This is a genomic window from Marinomonas sp. 63XJN7_7_ISO-PGPR-S23-202 (assembly GCF_056173505.1).
In genome coordinates, this window is record NZ_CM149677.1 from 2754423 (window position 1) to 2775396 (window position 20974).

General features: G+C 42.7%; 22 protein-coding genes. 8 read left to right on the top strand and 14 right to left on the bottom strand.

Features of this window, described 5'->3' with window-relative positions; translation table 11 throughout:
• Positions 1-66: 66 nt before the first annotated feature.
• Positions 67-717 carry a 3-isopropylmalate dehydratase small subunit gene (gene leuD, locus AC0VYG_RS12775; RefSeq protein ID WP_475428382.1) on the bottom strand — a complete coding sequence of 217 codons (651 nt, stop codon included), beginning with the start codon at positions 715-717 and terminating at the stop codon, positions 67-69.
• 9 nt (positions 718-726) lie between these two features.
• Positions 727-2154, bottom strand: a complete 1428-nt coding sequence (leuC, locus tag AC0VYG_RS12780; protein ID WP_475428383.1) for a 3-isopropylmalate dehydratase large subunit — start codon at positions 2152-2154, stop codon at positions 727-729.
• Positions 2155-2247: 93 nt separating this feature from the next.
• On the opposite strand from leuC, the gene AC0VYG_RS12785 reads away from it, so the two are divergent.
• Together AC0VYG_RS12785 and AC0VYG_RS12790 are read left to right on the top strand one after the other, a co-directional pair.
• Entirely contained in the window at positions 2248-3126 is an 879-nt protein-coding gene (locus tag AC0VYG_RS12785; RefSeq protein WP_475428384.1) for a LysR family transcriptional regulator, read from the top strand.
• A 147-nt stretch (positions 3127-3273) separates the two neighbouring features.
• A complete protein-coding gene (locus tag AC0VYG_RS12790) occupies positions 3274-4905 on the top strand; it encodes an alpha-amylase family glycosyl hydrolase (protein WP_475428385.1) in 1632 nt (543 codons plus the stop codon).
• Between the two features lie 96 nt (positions 4906-5001).
• Here AC0VYG_RS12790 and AC0VYG_RS12795 read toward each other — a convergent pair whose 3' ends face one another.
• Positions 5002-6066, bottom strand: a complete 1065-nt coding sequence (locus AC0VYG_RS12795; protein ID WP_475428386.1) for an AI-2E family transporter — start codon at positions 6064-6066, stop codon at positions 5002-5004.
• Positions 6067-6078: 12 nt separating this feature from the next.
• Positions 6079-6321 carry a sulfurtransferase TusA family protein gene (locus AC0VYG_RS12800; RefSeq protein ID WP_475428387.1) on the bottom strand — a complete coding sequence of 81 codons (243 nt, stop codon included), beginning with the start codon at positions 6319-6321 and terminating at the stop codon, positions 6079-6081.
• A gap of 35 nt (positions 6322-6356) precedes the next feature.
• On the opposite strand from AC0VYG_RS12800, the gene AC0VYG_RS12805 reads away from it, so the two are divergent.
• Positions 6357-7775: a M48 family metalloprotease gene (locus AC0VYG_RS12805; protein ID WP_475428388.1), complete on the top strand. Its 1419-nt coding sequence runs from the start codon at positions 6357-6359 to the stop codon at positions 7773-7775.
• A 42-nt stretch (positions 7776-7817) separates the two neighbouring features.
• Here the strand turns inward: AC0VYG_RS12805 and AC0VYG_RS12810 are convergent, their stop codons facing one another.
• Positions 7818-8147, bottom strand: a complete 330-nt coding sequence (locus tag AC0VYG_RS12810; RefSeq protein WP_475428389.1) for a hypothetical protein — start codon at positions 8145-8147, stop codon at positions 7818-7820.
• Between the two features lie 103 nt (positions 8148-8250).
• Positions 8251-8517 carry a hypothetical protein gene (locus AC0VYG_RS12815; RefSeq protein ID WP_475428390.1) on the bottom strand — a complete coding sequence of 89 codons (267 nt, stop codon included), beginning with the start codon at positions 8515-8517 and terminating at the stop codon, positions 8251-8253.
• Positions 8518-8985: 468 nt separating this feature from the next.
• Here AC0VYG_RS12815 and AC0VYG_RS12820 point away from each other — a divergent pair, with 468 nt between their 5' ends.
• Positions 8986-10233, top strand: a complete 1248-nt coding sequence (locus AC0VYG_RS12820; protein ID WP_475428391.1) for a tyrosine-type recombinase/integrase — start codon at positions 8986-8988, stop codon at positions 10231-10233.
• Between the two features lie 26 nt (positions 10234-10259).
• Here the strand turns inward: AC0VYG_RS12820 and AC0VYG_RS12825 are convergent, their stop codons facing one another.
• From AC0VYG_RS12825 to moaC, 3 genes are read right to left on the bottom strand one after another with little or no spacing between them, the layout of a single operon-like run.
• On the bottom strand, positions 10260-10706 hold the full coding sequence (locus AC0VYG_RS12825; RefSeq protein ID WP_475428392.1) for a molybdenum cofactor biosynthesis protein MoaE: 447 nt from the start codon (positions 10704-10706) through the stop codon (positions 10260-10262).
• Position 10707: 1 nt separating this feature from the next.
• Entirely contained in the window at positions 10708-10962 is a 255-nt protein-coding gene (locus AC0VYG_RS12830) for a MoaD/ThiS family protein (RefSeq protein WP_475428393.1), read from the bottom strand.
• 17 nt (positions 10963-10979) lie between these two features.
• Positions 10980-11471, bottom strand: a complete 492-nt coding sequence (gene moaC, locus AC0VYG_RS12835; RefSeq protein WP_475428394.1) for a cyclic pyranopterin monophosphate synthase MoaC — start codon at positions 11469-11471, stop codon at positions 10980-10982.
• A gap of 181 nt (positions 11472-11652) precedes the next feature.
• Here moaC and AC0VYG_RS12840 point away from each other — a divergent pair, with 181 nt between their 5' ends.
• From AC0VYG_RS12840 to AC0VYG_RS12850, 3 genes are all read left to right on the top strand, one after another.
• On the top strand, positions 11653-13029 hold the full coding sequence (locus tag AC0VYG_RS12840; protein ID WP_475428395.1) for a DnaJ domain-containing protein: 1377 nt from the start codon (positions 11653-11655) through the stop codon (positions 13027-13029).
• Positions 13030-13066: 37 nt separating this feature from the next.
• Positions 13067-13840 (top strand): tRNA (cytosine(32)/uridine(32)-2'-O)-methyltransferase TrmJ, encoded by a 774-nt coding sequence (gene trmJ, locus AC0VYG_RS12845; RefSeq protein WP_475432540.1) that lies wholly within the window; start codon positions 13067-13069, stop codon positions 13838-13840.
• Between the two features lie 79 nt (positions 13841-13919).
• Positions 13920-14183, top strand: a complete 264-nt coding sequence (locus tag AC0VYG_RS12850) for a hypothetical protein (RefSeq protein ID WP_475428396.1) — start codon at positions 13920-13922, stop codon at positions 14181-14183.
• A gap of 89 nt (positions 14184-14272) precedes the next feature.
• Here the strand turns inward: AC0VYG_RS12850 and AC0VYG_RS12855 are convergent, their stop codons facing one another.
• The 5 genes from AC0VYG_RS12855 to AC0VYG_RS12875 all read right to left on the bottom strand — a co-directional run bounded on the left by AC0VYG_RS12855 (position 14273) and on the right by AC0VYG_RS12875 (position 20347).
• Positions 14273-15487, bottom strand: a complete 1215-nt coding sequence (locus AC0VYG_RS12855; RefSeq protein ID WP_475428397.1) for an MFS transporter — start codon at positions 15485-15487, stop codon at positions 14273-14275.
• A 422-nt stretch (positions 15488-15909) separates the two neighbouring features.
• Positions 15910-17799: a methyl-accepting chemotaxis protein gene (locus AC0VYG_RS12860; RefSeq protein WP_475428398.1), complete on the bottom strand. Its 1890-nt coding sequence runs from the start codon at positions 17797-17799 to the stop codon at positions 15910-15912.
• Positions 17800-18109: 310 nt separating this feature from the next.
• Positions 18110-18682 carry an elongation factor P-like protein EfpL gene (gene efpL, locus AC0VYG_RS12865; RefSeq protein WP_475428399.1) on the bottom strand — a complete coding sequence of 191 codons (573 nt, stop codon included), beginning with the start codon at positions 18680-18682 and terminating at the stop codon, positions 18110-18112.
• Between the two features lie 155 nt (positions 18683-18837).
• Positions 18838-19191, bottom strand: coding sequence for a nucleotide pyrophosphohydrolase (locus AC0VYG_RS12870; protein WP_475428400.1), 354 nt, complete (start codon positions 19189-19191; stop codon positions 18838-18840).
• A gap of 1 nt (position 19192) precedes the next feature.
• Entirely contained in the window at positions 19193-20347 is a 1155-nt protein-coding gene (locus AC0VYG_RS12875; protein ID WP_475428401.1) for a M14 family metallopeptidase, read from the bottom strand.
• A gap of 36 nt (positions 20348-20383) precedes the next feature.
• On the opposite strand from AC0VYG_RS12875, the gene AC0VYG_RS12880 reads away from it, so the two are divergent.
• Positions 20384-20902 (top strand): hypothetical protein, encoded by a 519-nt coding sequence (locus tag AC0VYG_RS12880; protein WP_475428402.1) that lies wholly within the window; start codon positions 20384-20386, stop codon positions 20900-20902.
• Positions 20903-20974: the final 72 nt, after the last annotated feature.

A 20974-nucleotide genomic window follows, 5' to 3' on the forward strand; every position in this document is an offset into this window, starting at 1 on the left:
AACCAGCCTTCACAAGACACACTGTGAAGGCCAAAAACACGACTCAAACTCAATCAACCCGTGACATTACTCGCCACGCGATAAGAACAACCAAGGGGCATTTGCCATACGTTTTTCTTCAAAACGACGGATGCTGTCTTCGTTTTGTAATGTCAGACCAATATCGTCCAGACCATTTAATAAACAATGCTTGCGGAAGGTATCCACTAAAAACTCAAATACCTCACCAGAGGGGGACGTCACAGTTTGAGCTTCAAGGTCAACAATCACCTCAGCCCCCTTTTTAGCCGTCACTTCAGCAAACAGTTGATCAACCTCTTCTGCTGCCAAAACAATGGGCAATAGACCATTTTTAAAGCAATTGTTGTAAAAAATATCGGCAAAGCTTGGGGCGATAATGGCTCGGAAGCCGTAATCATCCAATGCCCAAGGCGCATGCTCACGACTGGAGCCGCAACCAAAATTTTGTCGTGCCAGTAACACACTTGCCCCTTGGTAACGGGGTTGGTTCAAAACAAATTCTTCGCGAATCGGACGGCCATCGCATTCCTGATCAGGCTTACCTTCGTCTTCATAACGCAGCTCATCAAATAAATTTTTACCAAAGCCTGTGCGCTTGATGGATTTTAAGAACTGCTTTGGAATAATCATATCGGTATCAACGTTTGCCAAATCCAAAGGAGCGGCTAACCCTGTATGTTTCGTAAAAGGACGCATGCTGTTCTCCTAGTGTTTAACAAACTCATTAACATCAACAAAATGGCCAGCGATGGCCGCTGCAGCCGCCATGGCAGGACTCACCAAATGAGTACGACCACCAAAGCCTTGTCGACCTTCAAAGTTACGGTTAGAAGTGGAGGCACAATGCTCTCCCGACCCTAATTTGTCCGCATTCATTGCCAAACACATAGAGCAACCTGGCTCGCGCCATTCCAACCCTGCGGCTTCAAAAATCTCGTGCAAGCCCTCTTTTTCTGCTTGTGCCTTAACCAAGCCAGAGCCCGGTACCACAATCGCCTGTTTCAAGGTCGATGCCACTTTGCGACCTTTTACCACGTCGGCTGCAATGCGTAAATCTTCAATACGTGAATTCGTACAGGAACCAATGAACACACGGTCTAGAACCACATCGGACAACATGGTTTTGCCTTCTAGGCCCATGTATTTCCAAGCACGAGCATAACCTTCTTTTTTCACTGGGTCTTTTTGATCTTCTGGACGAGGAATCGGCTCATCAATGGCAATGACCATTTCAGGCGACGTGCCCCATGTGACTTGCGGCTTGATGTCTTCCGCTTTGATAACGACGACTTCGTCAAATTGCGCATCCTTGTCAGACACTAGATCTTTCCAAGCTTCGACCGCCATGTCCCAATGCTCCCCTTTTGGTGCATAAGGGCGACCTTTTACGTATTCGATTGTGGTATCGTCAACTGCGATCAACCCAACACGCGCACCAGCCTCAATGGCCATATTACACACCGTCATGCGGCCTTCCATCGACAAAGACTGGATACCTGTGCCACCAAACTCAATGGCATAACCCGTTCCACCAGCCGTACCAATGGCACCAATAATCGCCAAAACCACATCTTTTGCAGACACCCAAGGAGACAATTCACCATCAACACGCACAAGCATATTGCGGCTTTTCTTTTGTACTAAGCATTGCGTGGCTAATACATGCTCCACTTCAGAGGTGCCAATACCGTGCGCCAACGCACCAAACGCACCATGAGTGGACGTATGCGAGTCACCACAAACAACCGTCATACCTGGTAACGTCGCGCCTTGCTCTGGGCCAACAACGTGCACGATACCTTGACGAACATCTTTCATGTTGAATTCAGTGATACCAAATTCTTGGCAGTTATCATCTAATGTAGTGACTTGGATTTTAGAAACGGGATCTTCAATCCCATTGACACCATCAACACGCTCTTTTTTGGTTGTCGGAACGTTGTGATCCGGTGTTGCCAGACTGGATGATACACGCCAAGGCTTACGACCCGCTAATCGCAAACCTTCAAACGCTTGCGGTGACGTTACTTCATGAAGTAGTTGTAAATCGATATAAATCAACGCACTACCATCATCACGTTGCTGAACAAGGTGGCTATCCCACAACTTGTCATAAAGGGTTTTGGCTGACATAACTTCTCTCCTAAATATCCTGTTGAAGTATCCTAGAACTTTTGTTCAAATTACTCAAATTCATAATTTTCATGATTTGGATAATATTTAAGAATGCTAGATATTGCAGAATTGCTTACCTTTATAAAGGTGGCCGAAACGAAATCTTTCTCGGAAGCAGGGTTAGCCCTGTTTATTACACAGCCTGCCATAAGCAAGCGTATCGCCGCACTTGAAAGTAAACTCGAAACCAAGCTGTTTGACCGTATTGGCAAACAAGTACAACTAACAGAAGCAGGCGTCAGACTTCTGCCTAAAGCACGTAAAATTGTGGAAGATTTACAAGATATAAAGCGCAGCATGACACTACAAATGGAAGACGTCAGTGGCGAACTCAGAATCGCCATCAGCTACCATATTGGATTAAGAAGGCTTCCTCCTTTGCTAAAACGCTTTCAAGAGAATTTTCCCAACGTCCAACTGGAAATTGACTTCACCCAATCCGAAGATGCCTACCAGCAAGTGTTAAAAGGCTTGACGGAAATCGGCATCATCACCTTATCAGACAAAGACAACCATTTAATTGAAGCCATTTCTATTTGGTCAGACCCATTAACCTGTGTGGTCAGCAAAGACCATCCATTAGCCAAAATAGAAAATGTCAGCCTAGAAGACCTTGCCCATTATGCCTGCGTATTACCCAACGAAAATACCTTCACCAGACAAATTGCAGAGCGCGCCTTTGGCAAACAAGGCCTTAAACCTAAAGTTCGAATGAATACCAACAATTTTGAAACACTCGCCATGCTTGTTAACATCGGCTGGGGCTGGTCCATGCTACCCTCTATACTGGTGAGCGATGAACTGGTAGTACTCCATCATGCAGACTTGAATGTGGAAAGGCGGTTAGGCATTATCCACCATAAACAGCGCACCTTAAGCCGTGCCGCACAAGCTTTCATCGACCTGCTAAAGACCGCTCAAGAAAATTAAGCCATACAAAACTATCAAAAGATGGAAATCGCGTGCTAAGTACAACCGTTTGGCAAAATCTATGCTTAAATAACAAACAACTTTAGTGCAAAACAAGCCCTAAGAAACAAGCACCTGAATAATGATGTTTCATTAAACGAGGTTGGTATGGAAAACAAGATTGAGTGGTGGCGTGGCGCGGTAATTTACCAAATTTATCCCCGCAGTTTTTTTGATGCAAATAACGATGGGATCGGAGACCTTCCAGGTATCACCCAAAAAATGCGCTATATTGCGTCGTTAGGTGTCGATGCTATTTGGTTGTCGCCTTTTTTTACCTCTCCTATGAAAGACTTCGGTTACGATGTATCGGATTACTGTGATGTGGATCCCATCTTCGGCACACTCAAAGACTTTGATGATCTTGTAGCAGAAGCACATAAGCAGGGTTTAAAAGTCATGATAGACCAAGTGCTTAATCATACCTCTGACCAACATCCTTGGTTCGAAGAGTCAAGGCAAAGCCATGACAACGACAAGGCAGACTGGTATGTCTGGGCCGACGCCAAACCGGATGGCACCGTACCAAACAACTGGCTTTCCGTTTTTGGTGGCCCCGCGTGGCATTGGGATAGCCGCCGTAAACAATATTACTTGCACAACTTTTTAGATAGTCAACCTGACTTAAATTTTCACAACCCAGATGTGGTTGATGCTATTTTAGCGACAGTAGAATTCTGGCTAAAACGCGGCGTTGATGGCTTTCGCCTTGATACCGCCAACTATTATTACCATGATCTGGAACTGCGTGATAACCCTGCTAAAGAAGAGATTGTCGAAGGCAGTATCGGCGTTCGATTAGATAACCCATATGCCTATCAGCAACATCTATACGATAAATCACGACCTGAAAATATTGCCTTTTTACAGCGCTTGCGGGCACTACTCGATCAATACCCACAAACCACGACGGTTGGCGAAGTAGGTTGTGATTTCGCCCTTAAGACCATGGCAGATTACACCCAAGGCAATGATAAACTGCACATGTGTTATTCTTTTGATCTATTAACCCATGATTCCTCTATGGGACATATCCGACATACGATGGAAACCATTGAAGCGGGGTTAGGGGATGGCTGGCCTTGCTGGTCCATTGGCAACCATGATGTAGAACGCGTGGCCACCCGCTGGGGTAAAAACAAGCATATGCCCAATCAGAGCAAATCCTATATGGCCATGTTGCTTTCATTACGCGGCAGTGTTTGCTTGTATCAAGGTGAAGAACTTGGCTTGCCGGAAGCAGAATTAACCTACGAACAATTGGTTGACCCTTATGGCATCAATTTTTGGCCCGAGTTTAAAGGTCGTGATGGATGTCGAACCCCCATGCCATGGACCAATACGCCACTAGGTGGCTTTACCAGCAACGCATCCCCTTGGCTCCCTGTGGTGGAAAGCCATTTACCCCTCGCCATCGAAGAACAAGAAGGAACACGCTCTTCTATTCTTCATGCGTATCGAGATTTTTTACATCTAAGACGTGCACATCCTGAATTGATTCATGGCGATATTGAGTTCTTATACCATGATGTGTCTACCCTGACTTTTTTGCGAAGTTACAACGGAAAATCTTTGTACATAGCAATCAATACCGCCGAACAGTCGAAAATAGTTTCTTGTCATTTTTCATTAACACCACTGGTATTACCTGAAGCCATTCCTGCTGGGTACATTGAAAACGGACAAATCGTCCTGCCAGCCTTCTCGGTATTCATCGGCTGTGTCATTGATGCTGAATGATTAATAAAAAGTAGGCACCAAACACAAAAAAACGCCGTTCATAGTGAATGGCGTTTTTTATTAAATAACAGATTTAAATAACAGCTCAATCAAGTCCTACAAATGAGGCAGCTCGTTTTGTCTTGGCCAAGCATTGATAATCGCCTTGACTAAAGTTGCCAATGGAATCGCAAAGAAAATCCCCCAGAACCCCCAAATACCACCGAAAAACAATACCGCCAAGATAATGGCTAGCGGATGCAAATTTACGGCTTCAGAAAAGAGTAAGGGAACAAGGATGTTGCCGTCCAGCCCTTGAACAACCAGGTAAGCAATAACCAAATACCAAAAATCACTGCTCGCACCGTATTGATAAAAAGCGACCACAACAACGGGAATGGTCACCGCCGCCGCACCAATGTAAGGAATCAATACAGATAACCCAACGAGCAAAGCCAGCAATTGAGCATATTTTAATCCCATAATAGCAAAAACAATATAGGTAAAAACAGCAACCACAATCATTTCAATGACTTTGCCACGAATGTAATTGGCAATTTGCTCGTTCATTTCATTGGCAATATTACGCAACATACGGCGCTCTTTTGGTAACCAAGAGGTCATATAGCCTAATATCTCTTTCTGATCTTTTAATAAAAAGAACATGACCAAAGGCACTAAAATGAAATAAATTACAATGGAAAACAAAGAAGGAATACTGGCAATGGAATAAGACACAATCCACTGCCCCACACTGGCAAACTCCGTGGCCAAGGAATTAACCACCTCATCAACGGCATTTTGACTTACCAATGCGGTATGGCCTTGCGCAAAGGTTTCAATGGCCTGTTGGATCACCCCAATCATTCGAGGTAGGTCATTTACAAAACGAACCGCTTGCTCCCAAATAATGGGAACCATAATACCAATAAACACCACGCAACTCGCCAAGAAAGACAAAAAGACAATCACCACAGACCAAGTGTGACTGACCCCAAGACGCTTGATCCGCTCAACTGCTCCTTGTAATAAAAATGCCAGTACTATCGCGATTAAAACCGGTGCTAAAATCCCTCCCCAAAAAGCGAGAACACAGAGCGTCCCAATTAATAGTAGTAGGAAGACCACAACCTCTTCATTGGAGAAGTAACGCTTAATCAGAGTATCTACAATTTTAAACATATCTGGTTCGCTCTATTTTTTCTCAATAACAAATATATAAACACCATCCTTTTCATTTTTATATCGCAACGTATGACCCACTTGCTCTACATAAAAAGGAATGTCTTTCCACGACCCTACATCACACGCTTCCACCGCTAATAACTGACCTGACTGCAACTTACTTAGCGCCATTTTTGCTTTCAGTAACGGCATAGGACACACATCTTGTCTTGCATCTACTATGGCATCACACTCATAATTACCTTTATTCAATCTTCATATCTCCATGACGAGAACATTCGCCGATTATGAAACCATTCTCCCCTTTTATAACTAACTTAGCCATCTTAGTGATTGTTTTTTTTGGCACTTTTTCAAGTCAAAGTCACGCAGAATTACCCAATCTATCAAGCACCAAAAACGAACGCTCACTGTCCAATCCAAGTTACGTTGTTGGCCAACACTGGTTTCGACAGATCAATGGTAGCCAAGCAGTTATTGCCTTCCCCCCCGCTTACGATTACGTAAGACAAACATTGTCGACCATTTTGCCGCACACAAGCCTCGATAATAAAACGGTCGAAATTACTTTATTAAACAGTACACAGAGCAACGCCTTTGTCATTCCAGGAAACCATTTATTTATTTACTCAGATATCATGGAAATGATCACTGATGAAGACATGTTTTATGGCTTGCTGTCCCATGAAGTTGCTCACTTAGATCTCAAGCACTATGAACGACAAACGCAATTCTCCAGCCAAGAGTTAAGTAAAACCCTACTCATGATCGGTGCCAGCATTGCCGCTGCGGCGGCGGGGGCTGGCCCAGACGCGACATCTGCCCTATGGATTGGCGGCATGGCAAACCAAGCAGAAAATACACTGACCCATAGTCGAGAGCAAGAGCAAGAAGCGGATCGCCAAGGCAGACGCTATATGAAAGAAGCGGGAGTCAATCCCCAAGGCATGAATCACTTATTTAAAGCCATGTTTAAAGCCTCATTAGGACGCACCCGACTGGAGTTTTTATCTACCCACCCGCTACCCAAAACCCGTATAGCGGATAGCATGTCTTTTCAAAAGGAAGACAGCATACTCAAACAAAAAGGAAGTAGTCAGAGTTTCCTCTTTTTTAGAGCGACGATGCTTGCCTATCGTGCCATATTAAGCAACAGAATTGACTACGCTCTTTTAAAATCCATCCCCAATGAGGATGCCTATAACTACGCTCAAGCGCTAGTTGCCTACTTAGAGAAGTCACCACAGAAAGCCCTGAGCTTTTTAGCAAAAGTTCATACTCAAAACCGTTTTGTTAGTTATTTAAAAGCCCTTAGCTTGCAATCTGATGGACAAAAAAAAGCGGCTTTGAAAGTGATTAAGGATGTGCTTAATCTCGCCCCTAATGACCTCTCTTTTGAAACATTATATGCCATTTTTACTCATACAAAATACACAGGACTTAGGACACCTCGCTATCTTTATGAAAAGAAACAAGTATGGGAAGCTGATATTGCTTATTACAGAGATCGGCAGAACATCCCAATGGCCCTCAATTACAAGGCGTTACTTGATTTTAATCTAGGACGGGATAAAGAAGCGCAAAGGCTGCTCTATAGGGCTTTGCAGGATGCTAACGATACGGACAAACCGCTCATCAAACAGACTCAGAATGAAATAGACAGGATAAAAGAAGCAGAAAAAGGGGAAGGTATTCGAGACGACTAGAAAAGGCACTGTCTAAACAAAAGCCATAGATTCGAAGAGCATTTATCGAGATGAATACAGATTCTGATAATTGAAACGTGCCTGATGGAGCTTATATAACGTATTTTCTAAATGTTTAATTTTTGTCTGAACGATCATTTGCTCTTCAAACAATGTTTTAGGTTGCTTACAATGCGTACATTGATGCACATCAACGCCCATAGCATCCAACCGATTCACCAAACTAGCTAACTTCATCTTGCTCTTTTGCAGCAATTCCACTTTCTGCATCATATTGCTTTTACTGTTGAAAAAATCAGCATTATATTGCTGAGCAAAAGATAAAACAGGAACAAAAAGCAGCATGATTAAAATAACTTTAAATAAAGGCATCTTTCCTCTCCTGCTTACTAATGAATAGCAGTAGAAACATAAAAAGGCCAATCAGACATTGACCTTTTTACTTTCTAGCATCCGCCATATAGTACTTCACATTTTATGAGTTTAATGAATTTAGTTTCAAACGTAGGTTCATTGCATGATTTTGCAATAATTGAGCCTGTGTAACAGGAGATAAAGTCGGATTAACTTTATACGAATTCACACTGACACCATTATTATTAAGCTGCTGATCCAAAGACTGAATTTCTGCTCTGGCTTTAGTGATTTGACCGTAGGTTGCGTCTCCAGGTGCTGCCATGGCAGCCGTTGCAACGGAACAAGAAAAAACAAAAGCCAATACTGTTTTAGTAAACGTATTCATATTATATACTCCATTTCCATCTACTATTAATCGAACTGCAGCTCAATTTTTATCTACACTAATCTTGCTGCTTGATTAGAAGCATAGCAATAAATAGAAGAATAAATAGCCCTAATAAGCACATGTGCATATCTATCCTAGATTTGAGGTAAACATGCACAATCACTTAAAAACAGACAAAAAGCACTCATATTGCATTTTATTTTTACGAGCCTTTAAGAAAGATAAAAATACACTTCTAGTTTTTAAAAGATAAAGGAAGAATATTGAACAGAAATAATACACAAAAACGCCTAACTTATTTATTAAAGACCCCGAGAAAGCCATGACAAGCAGAACAGGGCTTTTGAGTATTTTATAAAGAAAAACAACATGTTCCCGCTTTCCAAGACACATACAAACACAAAACAATCGTTTTTTTAGAGCGTTTTTTGGTATGATAAAATAAATCCTTATATGCATAATATCATGACTCCGTTTGCCCTAATTGACAATCTAGAACATCTACCTAACCCATTTACTCAGTTTGAGCACATCGTCACTGAGCTAAAGGACAATGTGCCATTTTTAAACGATCCTGATTACAAACGCGACCTACAGCTCGCCCTATGCTTTATCTACAGCTACAACGGTTCTCAGGCCACATATAATTCATATCGACGAGAAGTTGAGCGTTTACTCCTATGGTCTTGGCACACACAATCCACCCCAACAACCCAATTAAGGCGTGATCAGATCGAAGCTTTTATTCATTTTTGCATCACACCACCGGAAAGCTGGATTGGCATTAAAAATGTAGCTCGCTTTAAACAACACATGGGGCGTCGTGTCCCTAATAAAGAATGGCGACCTTTTGTCAGTCATATCAGCAAATTAGAGTTCAGTAATGGCGACGTTCCCGTTGCCAAAAAATATTCCCTATCGCAAGCTGCCATTCGGGCAACCTTTTCCATCTTGTCATCCTATTACGGCTTTTTGATGCAAGAAGAGGCAGTACATCAGAACCCCGTGGCTCTGATCCGCCAAAAAAGTAAGTTCGTCAAAAAAGAAGTGACAAGACGGCAAGTAAGACGCATTTCTAATTTACAATGGGATTATGTGATTGAAACCGCTGAAATGTTAGCGGAAGAAGATCCCACCACACACGAGCGCACGCTTTTTATTATGAACGCTCTTCTGGGGATGTACTTACGTATTTCTGAACTGGTAGCCGATGAGCGATCCGCCCCCGTGATGGGAGATTTTACCAAAGACGCAGATGGTCATTGGTGGTTTAAAGTGCTGTCAAAAGGCAATAAAGAGCGACTCATTGCGGTCTCTGACGATATGCTGCGGGCCCTTGCCCGATATCGCCAATTCCGCGATCTCCCCCCACTACCAACCGTTGCGGAAAACACCCCATTAATTCCGAAAAATCGCGGCCAAGGCCCAATGACCAGTTCACGACAAATTCGCAATATCGTACAGTTTTGTTTTGATACGACTTATCAGCGCATGTGTGACGATGGCATGAAGGCCGATGCGGAAGATTTACGCGTTGCAACCGTTCACTGGCTTCGCCATACAGGCATCTCAGAAGATGTAAAAACTCGACCTAAAGAGCACGTTCGCGAGGATGCTGGGCATGCTAGTATGGCGACGACTGACCGCTATATTGACACCGAATACCGTGAGCGCCATGCCAGTGGGCGTAAAAAAACATTACGACCACACTAAACACCTACCCTGCCCTCAAGAAAGCCTTACTCCCAACGGGTTAGGCTTTCTTCGTCTTGTTCCTTGGCATCGACCCACTTACTTTCATCCCCTTGGGTTTCTTTTTTCCAAAATGCGGCCCGACTTTTGAGATAATCCATAATAAAGTCACAGGCCTGAAAGGCCTCTGCTCGATGAGACGCACTCACCCCAACAAAGACGATTTTATCTTGTACGGCTAGCTTGCCAACACGATGCACGACTGTCACCGCATTTAGCGACCAACGCGAACAAGCATCCTCGACAATTGTCTGTAAATTATGCTCCGTCATGCCTGGATAATGCTCTAACTCAAAGGTACAGTCTTGGGATGGTAAGGATGAGAAGTGGCGCACTAAACCAACAAACATCGCAACAGCACCAGTTTCACTATTCACCACCAAATCATCGTAGAGTGCCTGAACATCGAAATCTTCCCGCTGAACTTTAATCATCTTAGCCACCTGTAACGGGTGGAAAAAAAGCCACCTCTTTAGCACCTTGATTCACCATGTCGCCATCGCGGGCAAATTCGAAATCAATGGATGACTGAATGCCTTTATCCAATAGCGCATCGCCGTTTCTCAGCAGGTTAGCTAATTGCGTTTTGAGTTCTTTGATGGTCATTGGCAAATCTCCTTCCAATACATAACGTTCAATGCCAAGAGTCTCTTTAAGAGACGCAAAGAAAACCACATTTAATTCATTCATAGATACTCCCCACCCTATCAATCAGTTTTGTGTTCTGTCGCCAACCAATCGCCACTTTTGCCGCCTTGCTTTTCCAACAGTGAGACACTTTTAATCACCATACCTTTATCGACCGCCTTACACATATCGTAAAGAGTCAGTGCGGCCACACTGGCTCCCGTCAAGGCTTCCATTTCTACCCCAGTTTTTCCTTTTAAAGAGCAAGAACACAGCACTTGAATTTGTGTTTCGCTCAAAACCGTTATATCAACGGTTACTTTGGTTAACATCAGTGGATGACATAAAGGAATCAAGTCTGAGGTTTTTTTCGCCGCTTGAATGCCAGCAATACGAGCCGTAGCCAATACATCCCCCTTCGGCAAACCACCTTCGATAATCTTAACTAAGGTATCCGGTTTCATTTCGATAATCGCTTGCGCTCTTGCCGTACGTTTCGTCATGTCTTTATCTGACACATCTACCATGTGAGCATGACCTTGATTGTCCAAATGGGTAAGTTTATTGCTCATAACATTCCTAAACTAAGTCGATACAGTACAAATGCCGCCTATCTTTTAAGAAAGCGAACAGGATTGCAAGAAAAGTTGTTCTTATGGACAAGTAATCGGAAAACATCTACCTTTGTCAGCGTCGCTAAATCATGCATAATGCTCTTTTATATTTTTATATGAGTATTTTTGTCAGGATAACATGAGCCTAATAGACGATTATCTATTATTGGAAATTCCTACCAACGCCAATGAACAAGAGGCGAAGGCGGCTTTTCGTCGTCTGGCTCGACGTTATCATCCAGATAAAAACCCACACACGGATACCACCGAACATTTCCAGCGCCTACAAGCGGCCTATGAGAATGTTTTGCAGGCTATAAAACAAGGCTCTCAAGGAGGAGAGTGGAAACCTTATCAATTCCACCAAGAAAGTGGCACGGCAAAAAACCGTTACTATGCCCACTCCAAAGCCACAGATAAAGAACAAGAAGCCTATATAAAAGAACGGCAAAAAGCCTACGAGCAAATGAAGCGCAACAGCGCTCAACAGGAAAAAGCCAGAGAAGAAGCCATCAAAGCCGCGCGTAATACCATCAATGAAAAGCGCGTTAAAGCCATGTATGAAGAAGCGTTTAAAGCTTCAAAAGGCTTCACCTCGCAAGGCTATACCAGCGATGAAGCCTCCTCTTCTTACTCAACTCAATATAATCAGCGCAAATATTCAGACAGTCAGTATTCGTCACAGACTTATCAAGCGAATTCAGGTTCAGCAGAACAAACAAACGACATTCCGCCCTACTACATGTTTGATGATGGTCCAAACACAATGGATGAACCACACTTTCAAGCAGATAACCCAGGTAGAGCAAAGCCTGTTCGCCTTTATGCGGCGAAAGCGGCATTCAAGGCCGCGACTTATATCGTTTGCTTTGCATCTGGGATCTATGCCACATTATTTTGGCAAGAACATCAAGAATCAACACAACAAGAAAAAGTGGCCACTTATATTCCTGGTTTGTATCCACAATACCGTGTGGGTGCCGCCTATACTCTTGTCCCAACGAATTTATACTCTGAGCCGGATAAAAATACGAGAACGATCCAAGAATTGCCAGCCTATACCGATGTTCAAAGTATTAAGCAGAAAGGTAAATGGTTAACAGTGCGCTACAATAATGTCAGCGGGTGGATACAAGCAAAAGATGTTGGTTTTGGCACTATTCAGCATGCCGTTGCCACGGGCTGTATTGGTTACCCAGGCACCGCTCCAAGTCAGGGTGAAGTCATCGGAAAAGCCGATGGTAATAGTCGACTTCGCATCCTAAACCATCTTCCAGAGCAAAGTATTTTGACCTTTCAATCCTATGATGGCCGCAAACCCTTTTCCATCTTTCTCGAAGCCAAGCAGCCCTTTGCGGCGAACTTCATTCCCGAAGGACGCTATCGATTGGTGTTAGAGACGGGTTCCCTGTATCATAACGCCTGCAAAAAATTCCTATTTAATGACACACATAAAGTCGTCTTAAACAACGTGAAATTTGCCAGCACAGAGCAATCGCTCACGCTTAATCCTTAACGCCAAGACGGCCCTAACACCGAGTATTTCTAACGCCATGCTGAGTAATATCCGTATTGTCCTGATCAACACATTTCACCCTGGGAATGTTGGTGCCATTGCCCGTGCCATGAAAAACATGGGATTGACCCATTTATACCTGGTAAATCCTAATGACTACCCCTCAGAAGAAGCCACCAGTCGTGCAGCAGGCGCGGTGGATTTATTAGAAAGTGCCACCATCGTTAACACATTCGAAGAGGCAATTCATGATTGCAGTTTGGTCATTGGCACGAGCGCACGACATCGTACCTTCCAGCTGCCCATTATGAATGCTCGAGAATGTGCCCAAGCCGTTATTCCTGAAGCAAAAGAACACCAAGTCGCCATTGTTTTTGGGCGAGAAACAACCGGGCTATTAAATGAAGAAATTGCCCAGTGCCACCGCCAAGTATACATAGATGCCAATGATGAGTACCCCGTCTTGAATATATCTCAGGCAGTACAAATTATCTCCTATGAAATCTGGATGGCTAACCAAGATAAATCCACGCATAATCAAAACGTGGGAGAATACCCCCTTAAACAAGATATGGAACGGTTCTACGAACACCTTGAAGAAACCTTATACGGTATTAACTTCATCATTCGCAATCATCCTGGAAAAGTGCTCGACAAACTGCATCGTTTTTTCAATCGCTCTCGACCAGAAAAACAAGAGCTTGGGATTTTAAGAGGCATTCTCGCAGCGGTACAACGTGAAGCGGGACTAACTGAGGCGAATAATCATCCAGAGAAAAAGAAAAGCCAACCTAATAAAGAGACTGAATAACTGATTGAGATAACGTTAAAAACATGCCATGCAACAACGTTCAACTCGCCTGACCAAGTGTATTGAAAACGGAGATCGAATGAAAAAGTGTATCTTGCTTGCCATCGCCATCACACAATTAACCGCCTGTGCCGCGCTTAAAAATAAACTGACAACAGAACAGACTTTGCAACAAAAAGCCGCTTACTCTCTAGGGGTTAATCCAGAAAATGTTGTCATTAGCAATAAGGAAACCGATGATAAGGCGGTACGCTTTACGGCTTCTGTTAAAGATAAAACTTATGAGTGTGCTTACCAATCAACGCTGACCATTCAAACCGATGCAGTTTGCCAACTGAAATAATCGCTAACTCATAAAAAATAAAAAAGAGTAACCAGATATTATCCGGTTACTCTTTTACTTAATGCATCATTCAGTGAATGACAAACACTCTATACTTTAGCACCTTCTACAGCCATAGAGACACCACGTGTTTCTTTACCACGCGATACCAAGATAGCAATCAATAACGCAACCGTTCCCACAACAATGGCCATTGCCAGACCGTAGTTACCATGATGAGCTGACGCAATGTGCGTCTGTATTGTTGCATTGACCGAAGCAAGTAAGTTACCCATCTGGTATACAAAGCTTGGAAGAATGGCGCGAACATTCGCAGGAACCAACTCATTAAGATAGGTTGGTACGACACCCCAAGCCCCTTGAACCATAAACTGCATTAAGAATGCACCAATACCAATGGAAACAGAGCCAGTAGAGAAAGCCCATAATGGAATCACAGGCAACGCCAGTAAAGCAGCGAACATAATGGCTTTCTTGCGACCAATACGTTCAGATAGAGAACCAAAGAATATACCACCGATAATGGCAGAGATGTTGTAACAGATCGCTATGATACTCACAGTATGCGCATCAAACCCATGCTGAACCTTCATGAAGGTTGGGTACAAATCTTGAGAGCCGTGGCTGAAGAAGTTAAAGCATGTCATTAATAACACCATAAAGCCACAAACACGCCAATTATCTTTAATGGTACCAATAAGAGATACGCGCTCTTTGACTACCTGATTCGCTACCCAAACAGGTGATTCTGGTACTTTAAAGTAAATATAAGGAAGCATCAGAATCGGTAAGGCACCAATAATGAACATACCGCGCCAACCCACATGGCTATAAAACACCCCAAAGATAATGGAAGCGAACAAATAGCCTGCAGGATAGCCTGCTTGGAATAAACCGGACATAAATCCGCGAGATTTACTCGGAATAGTCTCCATTGCCAGCGCCGATGCCACGCCCCAGATTCCGCCCATAGCGATACCGTATAAAATACGAAATGCCATAAAAGCCTCAAATGAAGGCGACCAAGCAGTAAGCAATTCAAACAGTGAAAAAAGAACGATGTTCGTCATAAGAACAGGTCGACGTCCAAATTTTTCAGCCAAACGTCCAAAAATTAATGCACCAATTGGACGCACAGCTAATGTCAACATTATCGTAACGGCAACATCAGAAATGGAGTTATGGAAGTTTTTTGCTAAATCACTTAACACGAATACCAAAATAAAAAAGTCAAACGCATCAAGCGACCAACTTGCGAAAGAGGCAAATGCCACATGACGCTGTGTCGAGCTCCAATTATTCATACAGGTTTCCCCCGGAAAAACATTTTATTATTGTTGAGTTAAGCTCGTTCTATCACATAACCAATATGTTAACAGACCGTAAACTTGCATATTACTCTAAGCCTTTTTTATTTATAAATAATGCTTGTAAAGTGTAAAGTTATGTCATTAATTTTGTCTTTAAAATAGGCGTTAAACTTACTAAACAAGGAGCAGAGGGAAATAACACATGAAATATCTAGTATTTTTATATAGAGGCTCACTTATTTTACTTTTATTATATTTACTAAAGTTTCTAAAGGTACAAAAGTTACTAAAGGAATAAAAGATACTAAAGTATCACCGTCATTTTTTTATTTAGGAATTTACTAGAAAAAAGGGAAATAAAATAAAAACGCAGCCGACTGACTGCGTTTTTCACTTACTAATCAATAATAATGAAGTTACAATTTGAATTTTTCTACTTGCTCTCGTAACGAGTCAGCCAAGACTTTTAGGGTATGAGCTTGCTTTAACCCTTCATCCATCTCAGCTTGCATTTGAGAAGACACATCCCGTATCGCCTGCGTGTTAACTCCAATTTCAGCGGTCACACTGGTTTGCTCTTCTGCTGCGGTGGCAATCTGTATCATCATGCCATCTACATGTCCTATAGCCTCAGCAATTTCCGCAAAGTTACCCCCTGATTTTTTCGTGTCATCCACACTCGTACTCGCAAGCGTATGACAAAGTTTCATAACATTAACCGCTTTTGATGTGGTTGTTTGCAACATGCCAATCATGCTGCTTATCTCTTCTGTCGACGTATGAGTACGTTGAGACAACACGCGCACTTCATCCGCCACAACCGCAAATCCTCGCCCTTGCTCGCCGGCACGCGCTGCTTCAATAGCCGCATTAAGCGCTAGCAAGTTGGTTTGTTCTGCAATGCCACTGATTGTCGAAACGATGGTGTTAATTTTATCACCTTGCTCACTCAGCTCACCAATGACTGTACTCGCTAAATCCACTTCCTTCGCTAATTGATGAATAGACTCCAAGCTCGCATTAGCCAGCTGTTGCCCGCTATTACTGATATCAACCGTTTTACTCACATTGCGCGCCGTTTGCTCTGCATTGTTCGCAATCTCTTGCGTTGCAACGGTCATTTCTTCAACCGCAGCGGCAACAGACACAATCTCATTCTGTTGTATATTAAGTTTTTTAGTACTTTGTTCTACCGACTTTGCACTCGTATTAGATTGATCCGATAGAACACTGCTTAGCTTATCAATGCTTTTTATAATATCCCGCAGCTTATAAACAAAATCATTAAAATTAGATGCCAACTTACCAACTTCATCACGACTCTTCGTTTCAATTTTAACGGTTAAATCCCCCTGCCCCTTGGCAATATCTTCTAAAGCATTGGATACTCGTAATAGATCGGTCAGTAGGAATCGTATTAATATCGTCAATACAATAATAGAAAGCACTACCATTACAATGACGGCAATTAATTGATAAATGATAAGTTTTTTAATGGGGGCTTTGAGTAGTTTCTCGTTTCCTAAGGAAACTAAAAACCAGTTGGTACCCGCAATTTTCACGGACGACATTAAATAGTTAGTGCCATTTAAACTAACTTCATCTAGCTTTGTGGATTTAACATTAGAGTCAATATTATCGAGGGTCAACGTCGATTTTAACTCACTAAGCGGCTTATTGTTCATGCTACCATCAGGGTAAGAGATAATATTGCCGCTTTTTGAAACAATAAATGCTATTCCCTTTCCAGGCACTTTTAAAGAAGAAACCACATCGTTTATGCCTGTCAAAGCCACATTCGCAGACACGACACCAGCGAATTTTCCATCAATTTTCACTTGATTAACAATCGAAAAAATAAACACTTTTGAAGACGAACCAAAAAAAGGCTCGGAAACAGCTGGTCCTTTCGTATTCACTCCTAATTTATACCAATCTCTCACTCTCGGGTCATACCCAGCTTTGGTGTTTTTACCGTTCACACGATACGTATCACCATCCCGAGTGCCATAAAGTGTGCTGATTAGGTCTCCTGCCACTTTACCTTGAGTAAGCGCTTGGACAATATACGCATCATCATGAGGATGTTTCTCGATAACCTCTTTAATAGAGGCGACCACTTGATGCCTATCATCTAACCAGCTACTTATCCGACTCGCACTACTCACACCATAGCGATTCATCGTACTTTCTAAATTGCTTAAAAGTTGCGACTGCATTGAAAAAATTGAGATTGCAGATAAGGTACAAGCCGCTAAAATAAGCGTTAAGCAACTCGCTAGGATGAGTTTTCTATGTAATTTCATTATCATTCTACCAATGGATTAAATTTAATTGTTGAGCACAATTCGACGTTTATATTCCTTTATCCTTAGTTCTATAATTTTCATATTTAAAAAAACACTGTAAACATTAGTTTTTATGTAGTGAAGCATGTCTGATTGTTATCTTTTGTATTGATGATGGGAAGGTAGCGAATCGTACTTTATATAAAATGGCATTTTTTGATACGCCTTCTATCAATCGCGACACTAAAATAATCGAGGAAAAAAAGAATGGTTTTAAAAAGTAAAAAAGCAGCCCGCAAGCTGCCTTTTTATAATATTGCTTTAGCGCTTATTTTTCAGCGCGACCAGCAAACTTGCGTTCTTCTACGTTAACTTTGATTCTGTCACCAGTAGAAATATGCTCGGGAACCTGAATGATCGCGCCGGTCGATAGTTTCGCGGGCTTATTACGAGAGGTAGCTGAAGCCCCTTTGATAGAAGGATCGGTTTCAATCACTTCTAGTTCTACATTAGTTGGTAATTCCAAAGCCACTGGGGCTTCGTTAACAAGAATAACTTGAATCCCTTCTGTAGAGTCATTGATAAACAGTAACTCGCTTTCAATCGCCTCTTTGTTTAGGGTGTAAGGCGTATAGTCTTCATTGTCCATAAAAACATATTCATTGCCATCGGCATAAGAAAACATCACGGGGCGACGAATCAGATCCGCTAAATTCAATATTTCAGAATCTTTAAAGGTTTCGTCTAATTTACGGTCTGTCACTACATCGTACATACGCATCCGATATAAGCTACCACCAGCACGACCTTGAGGGACAGAGCGTTCAATATCACGAACAATCCAAGTTTTACCGTCGTATTCGATGGCCATATTCTTTTTAATTTCACTAGCCTTAGGCATTTGTTCTCGTCCTAAAATGAGGTTTTATACAATCAAATAAATGGGGTCTTCGCGCGTGATGCTAATCGACTTCGCAAATAAGCGCTATAGTTCAAGCAAAAATTTTTCGTAAAAAGTCATGATAATACAGTCAATACCCACGACCACTCCGCCGTCTAATATTCAGTGTACTTCTTGGCACAGCCTTTGACCTTATCTACAGGATAACGCCTGTCATTCTTCAGCATTTTTTCTTGCGCTGCCTCGAACAAATCTATATTCAATTTATCGGCTAAACGCACCGTAAACAGCAGCACATCCGCCAATTCTTCCTTGACCGCCTGCGCCTGTTGATCATTTAGTTGATAACTTTCCTCCTCTGTCAGCCAGCGAAAACAGTCTAGTAACTCCCCCGTTTCGCCAGCCAGCGCCATAGATAAATTCTTTGGCGAGTGGAATTGATCCCATTCTCGCTCTTTTGCAAACTCTCGCATGGCTCTTTTCAGCCATTCCAATGAATCAGCTGACATATTATTTATCCGCTTTCATATGTTTACTGTTAATCACCTGATAAACCGGATACAACACATCCGCTCCCAAGATTTTCGCACGCTCAGGCGACCAGCCAACGCGCTCGTCAGGCAAATTTTGGTTATCTTTAAACGGCATTTCCAAGGTAAAAGATAAACAACGATATGTGTCGCCCACCCACTTAGTTGCTACCGTCAAATTAGCGTCGCCAAATTGGTCCGGTGTGTAACCAATCTCAGTTTGAAAATCAGGGCTTACTGCTAGAAAAACCTCTTTGAATAAGGTTTCCATGGCTTCCATACGCTCATCGAACGATGGTACACCTTGACAGCCATCCAAGAAGTTGACTGGCAATGCTTCATCACCATGGATGTCTAAGAACATGTCCACGCCTGTTTCGGCCATTTTGCTCTGCACCGCTAAGACTTCAGGACTGAATTCTTTGCTTGGATTCTTCCATTCACGGTTCAAATTCACGCCCTTGGAGTTCACTCGCAAGTTACCGTGCACCGCCCCATCCGGGTTCATATTAGGAACCACGTAAAAACGACACTGTTTTAGCAATGCCCGTGCAATGGGATGAGACTCATCAAACAAGCGCTCTAGCAAACCTTCGATAAACCATTCAGCCATCGTTTCACCAGGATGCTGACGCGCGATAATCCAAATATTTTTCGCCAAACCTTGGGTTTTACTGATTTCCAGCAAGGTAATATCACGCCCCTCGGCAGTTTCTCCCAGATGATCCGTTATACAATCCTCATGACTTGCTGCCCAAGCGATCATATCCAAATGACGCTCGTAGCTGTACGGCGCAAAATAAGCGTAATAAATGCTGTCTTGCTCTGGCTGGTGAGAAATCACCAATTTCCCATCGATGTATTCCGTTGGCACACGGAACCAATCCTCACGGTCATAGGAGGCCACGGCTTGATAATCTACCCAACCGTCTGGGTAAGCTGCCTCTTTGGCGTTTTCAAATTGAATAACACACTGCTCCCCCATTCCTCCCTGCAAGCGAAAATAAAACCATTGAAGGAATTTAGAGTTTGTATCATTAGGGATTTTTACTCTAATATTGTCCGGCTCCAAGGCATTAATAACGGAGATATTACCGCCATCAAACGCACTACTAATCTTGATTCGGCTGGTCATTCGCTTTTCCTTACAATCAAACATTGGCTCTACATTATGGCAAGTTTACCTATATTCATAACATCTGTCGCCAACTCATCTGACAACCCAGCGTTTCCTTTGCTATTTACTTGGTCAACACCAGAAGCCCAAATCAAAGAGGTATTGGTGATACCAGATGATGAATGGCTTGAAAATCACGTCATTGAACCAAACACGCTGGATATCGACGAAACGCAGCTTTACGAATTTGGCTTCGAGGCCAGTGATATTCTGGCAGAGTGGACAAATGAATTCGATACAGATGTCATCTATGCCTTGCATCCAGATGAAACCAGTTTGCTCGTTGAAGCCACCTACGAGACCAAAAATCTGGATCCCAGTTTTGAAGTTCACAGTATTCACGGCTGGTTTGCGGAACGCGACATCAATTTAGACGACGCACTGGCCGATAATGGGCAGTCAACGCCACTCCATCTTTTGCCACCAGATGAAATCATCGTGCTGTTATTGCAAATAGCCGTAGAGCACGGGCTGATCAACCCATCAGATATTCCAGAGTCTTTTGAAGAGTGAGTACCAAACCTCACCGCTAAACAGTAAAAATTCTTTACAGTTATCACTTAAATGAAATATTGAACATAATAA

Excerpts from the sequence above, each read along its gene's own strand:
- AC0VYG_RS12850 (WP_475428396.1), top strand. The coding sequence starts at position 13,920 with ATGAAAAAGTGTATCTTGCTTGCCATCGCCATCACACAATTAACCGCC.
- AC0VYG_RS12815 (WP_475428390.1), bottom strand. The coding sequence starts at position 8,517 with ATGAATACGTTTACTAAAACAGTATTGGCTTTTGTTTTTTCTTGTTCC.
- AC0VYG_RS12860 (WP_475428398.1), bottom strand. The coding sequence starts at position 17,799 with ATGAAATTACATAGAAAACTCATCCTAGCGAGTTGCTTAACGCTTATT.
- AC0VYG_RS12830 (WP_475428393.1), bottom strand. The coding sequence starts at position 10,962 with ATGAATGAATTAAATGTGGTTTTCTTTGCGTCTCTTAAAGAGACTCTT.
- AC0VYG_RS12810 (WP_475428389.1), bottom strand. The coding sequence starts at position 8,147 with ATGCCTTTATTTAAAGTTATTTTAATCATGCTGCTTTTTGTTCCTGTT.
- AC0VYG_RS12880 (WP_475428402.1), top strand. The coding sequence starts at position 20,384 with ATGGCAAGTTTACCTATATTCATAACATCTGTCGCCAACTCATCTGAC.
- leuC (WP_475428383.1), bottom strand. The coding sequence starts at position 2,154 with ATGTCAGCCAAAACCCTTTATGACAAGTTGTGGGATAGCCACCTTGTT.
- AC0VYG_RS12820 (WP_475428391.1), top strand. The coding sequence starts at position 8,986 with ATGACTCCGTTTGCCCTAATTGACAATCTAGAACATCTACCTAACCCA.
- leuD (WP_475428382.1), bottom strand. The coding sequence starts at position 717 with ATGCGTCCTTTTACGAAACATACAGGGTTAGCCGCTCCTTTGGATTTG.
- AC0VYG_RS12790 (WP_475428385.1), top strand. The coding sequence starts at position 3,274 with ATGGAAAACAAGATTGAGTGGTGGCGTGGCGCGGTAATTTACCAAATT.
- AC0VYG_RS12795 (WP_475428386.1), bottom strand. The coding sequence starts at position 6,066 with ATGTTTAAAATTGTAGATACTCTGATTAAGCGTTACTTCTCCAATGAA.
- AC0VYG_RS12785 (WP_475428384.1), top strand. The coding sequence starts at position 2,248 with ATGCTAGATATTGCAGAATTGCTTACCTTTATAAAGGTGGCCGAAACG.
- AC0VYG_RS12805 (WP_475428388.1), top strand. The coding sequence starts at position 6,357 with ATGAAACCATTCTCCCCTTTTATAACTAACTTAGCCATCTTAGTGATT.
- AC0VYG_RS12825 (WP_475428392.1), bottom strand. The coding sequence starts at position 10,706 with ATGATTAAAGTTCAGCGGGAAGATTTCGATGTTCAGGCACTCTACGAT.
- efpL (WP_475428399.1), bottom strand. The coding sequence starts at position 18,682 with ATGCCTAAGGCTAGTGAAATTAAAAAGAATATGGCCATCGAATACGAC.
- AC0VYG_RS12855 (WP_475428397.1), bottom strand. The coding sequence starts at position 15,487 with ATGAATAATTGGAGCTCGACACAGCGTCATGTGGCATTTGCCTCTTTC.
- AC0VYG_RS12840 (WP_475428395.1), top strand. The coding sequence starts at position 11,653 with ATGAGCCTAATAGACGATTATCTATTATTGGAAATTCCTACCAACGCC.
- moaC (WP_475428394.1), bottom strand. The coding sequence starts at position 11,471 with ATGAGCAATAAACTTACCCATTTGGACAATCAAGGTCATGCTCACATG.
- AC0VYG_RS12870 (WP_475428400.1), bottom strand. The coding sequence starts at position 19,191 with ATGTCAGCTGATTCATTGGAATGGCTGAAAAGAGCCATGCGAGAGTTT.
- trmJ (WP_475432540.1), top strand. The coding sequence starts at position 13,067 with ATGCTGAGTAATATCCGTATTGTCCTGATCAACACATTTCACCCTGGG.
- AC0VYG_RS12875 (WP_475428401.1), bottom strand. The coding sequence starts at position 20,347 with ATGACCAGCCGAATCAAGATTAGTAGTGCGTTTGATGGCGGTAATATC.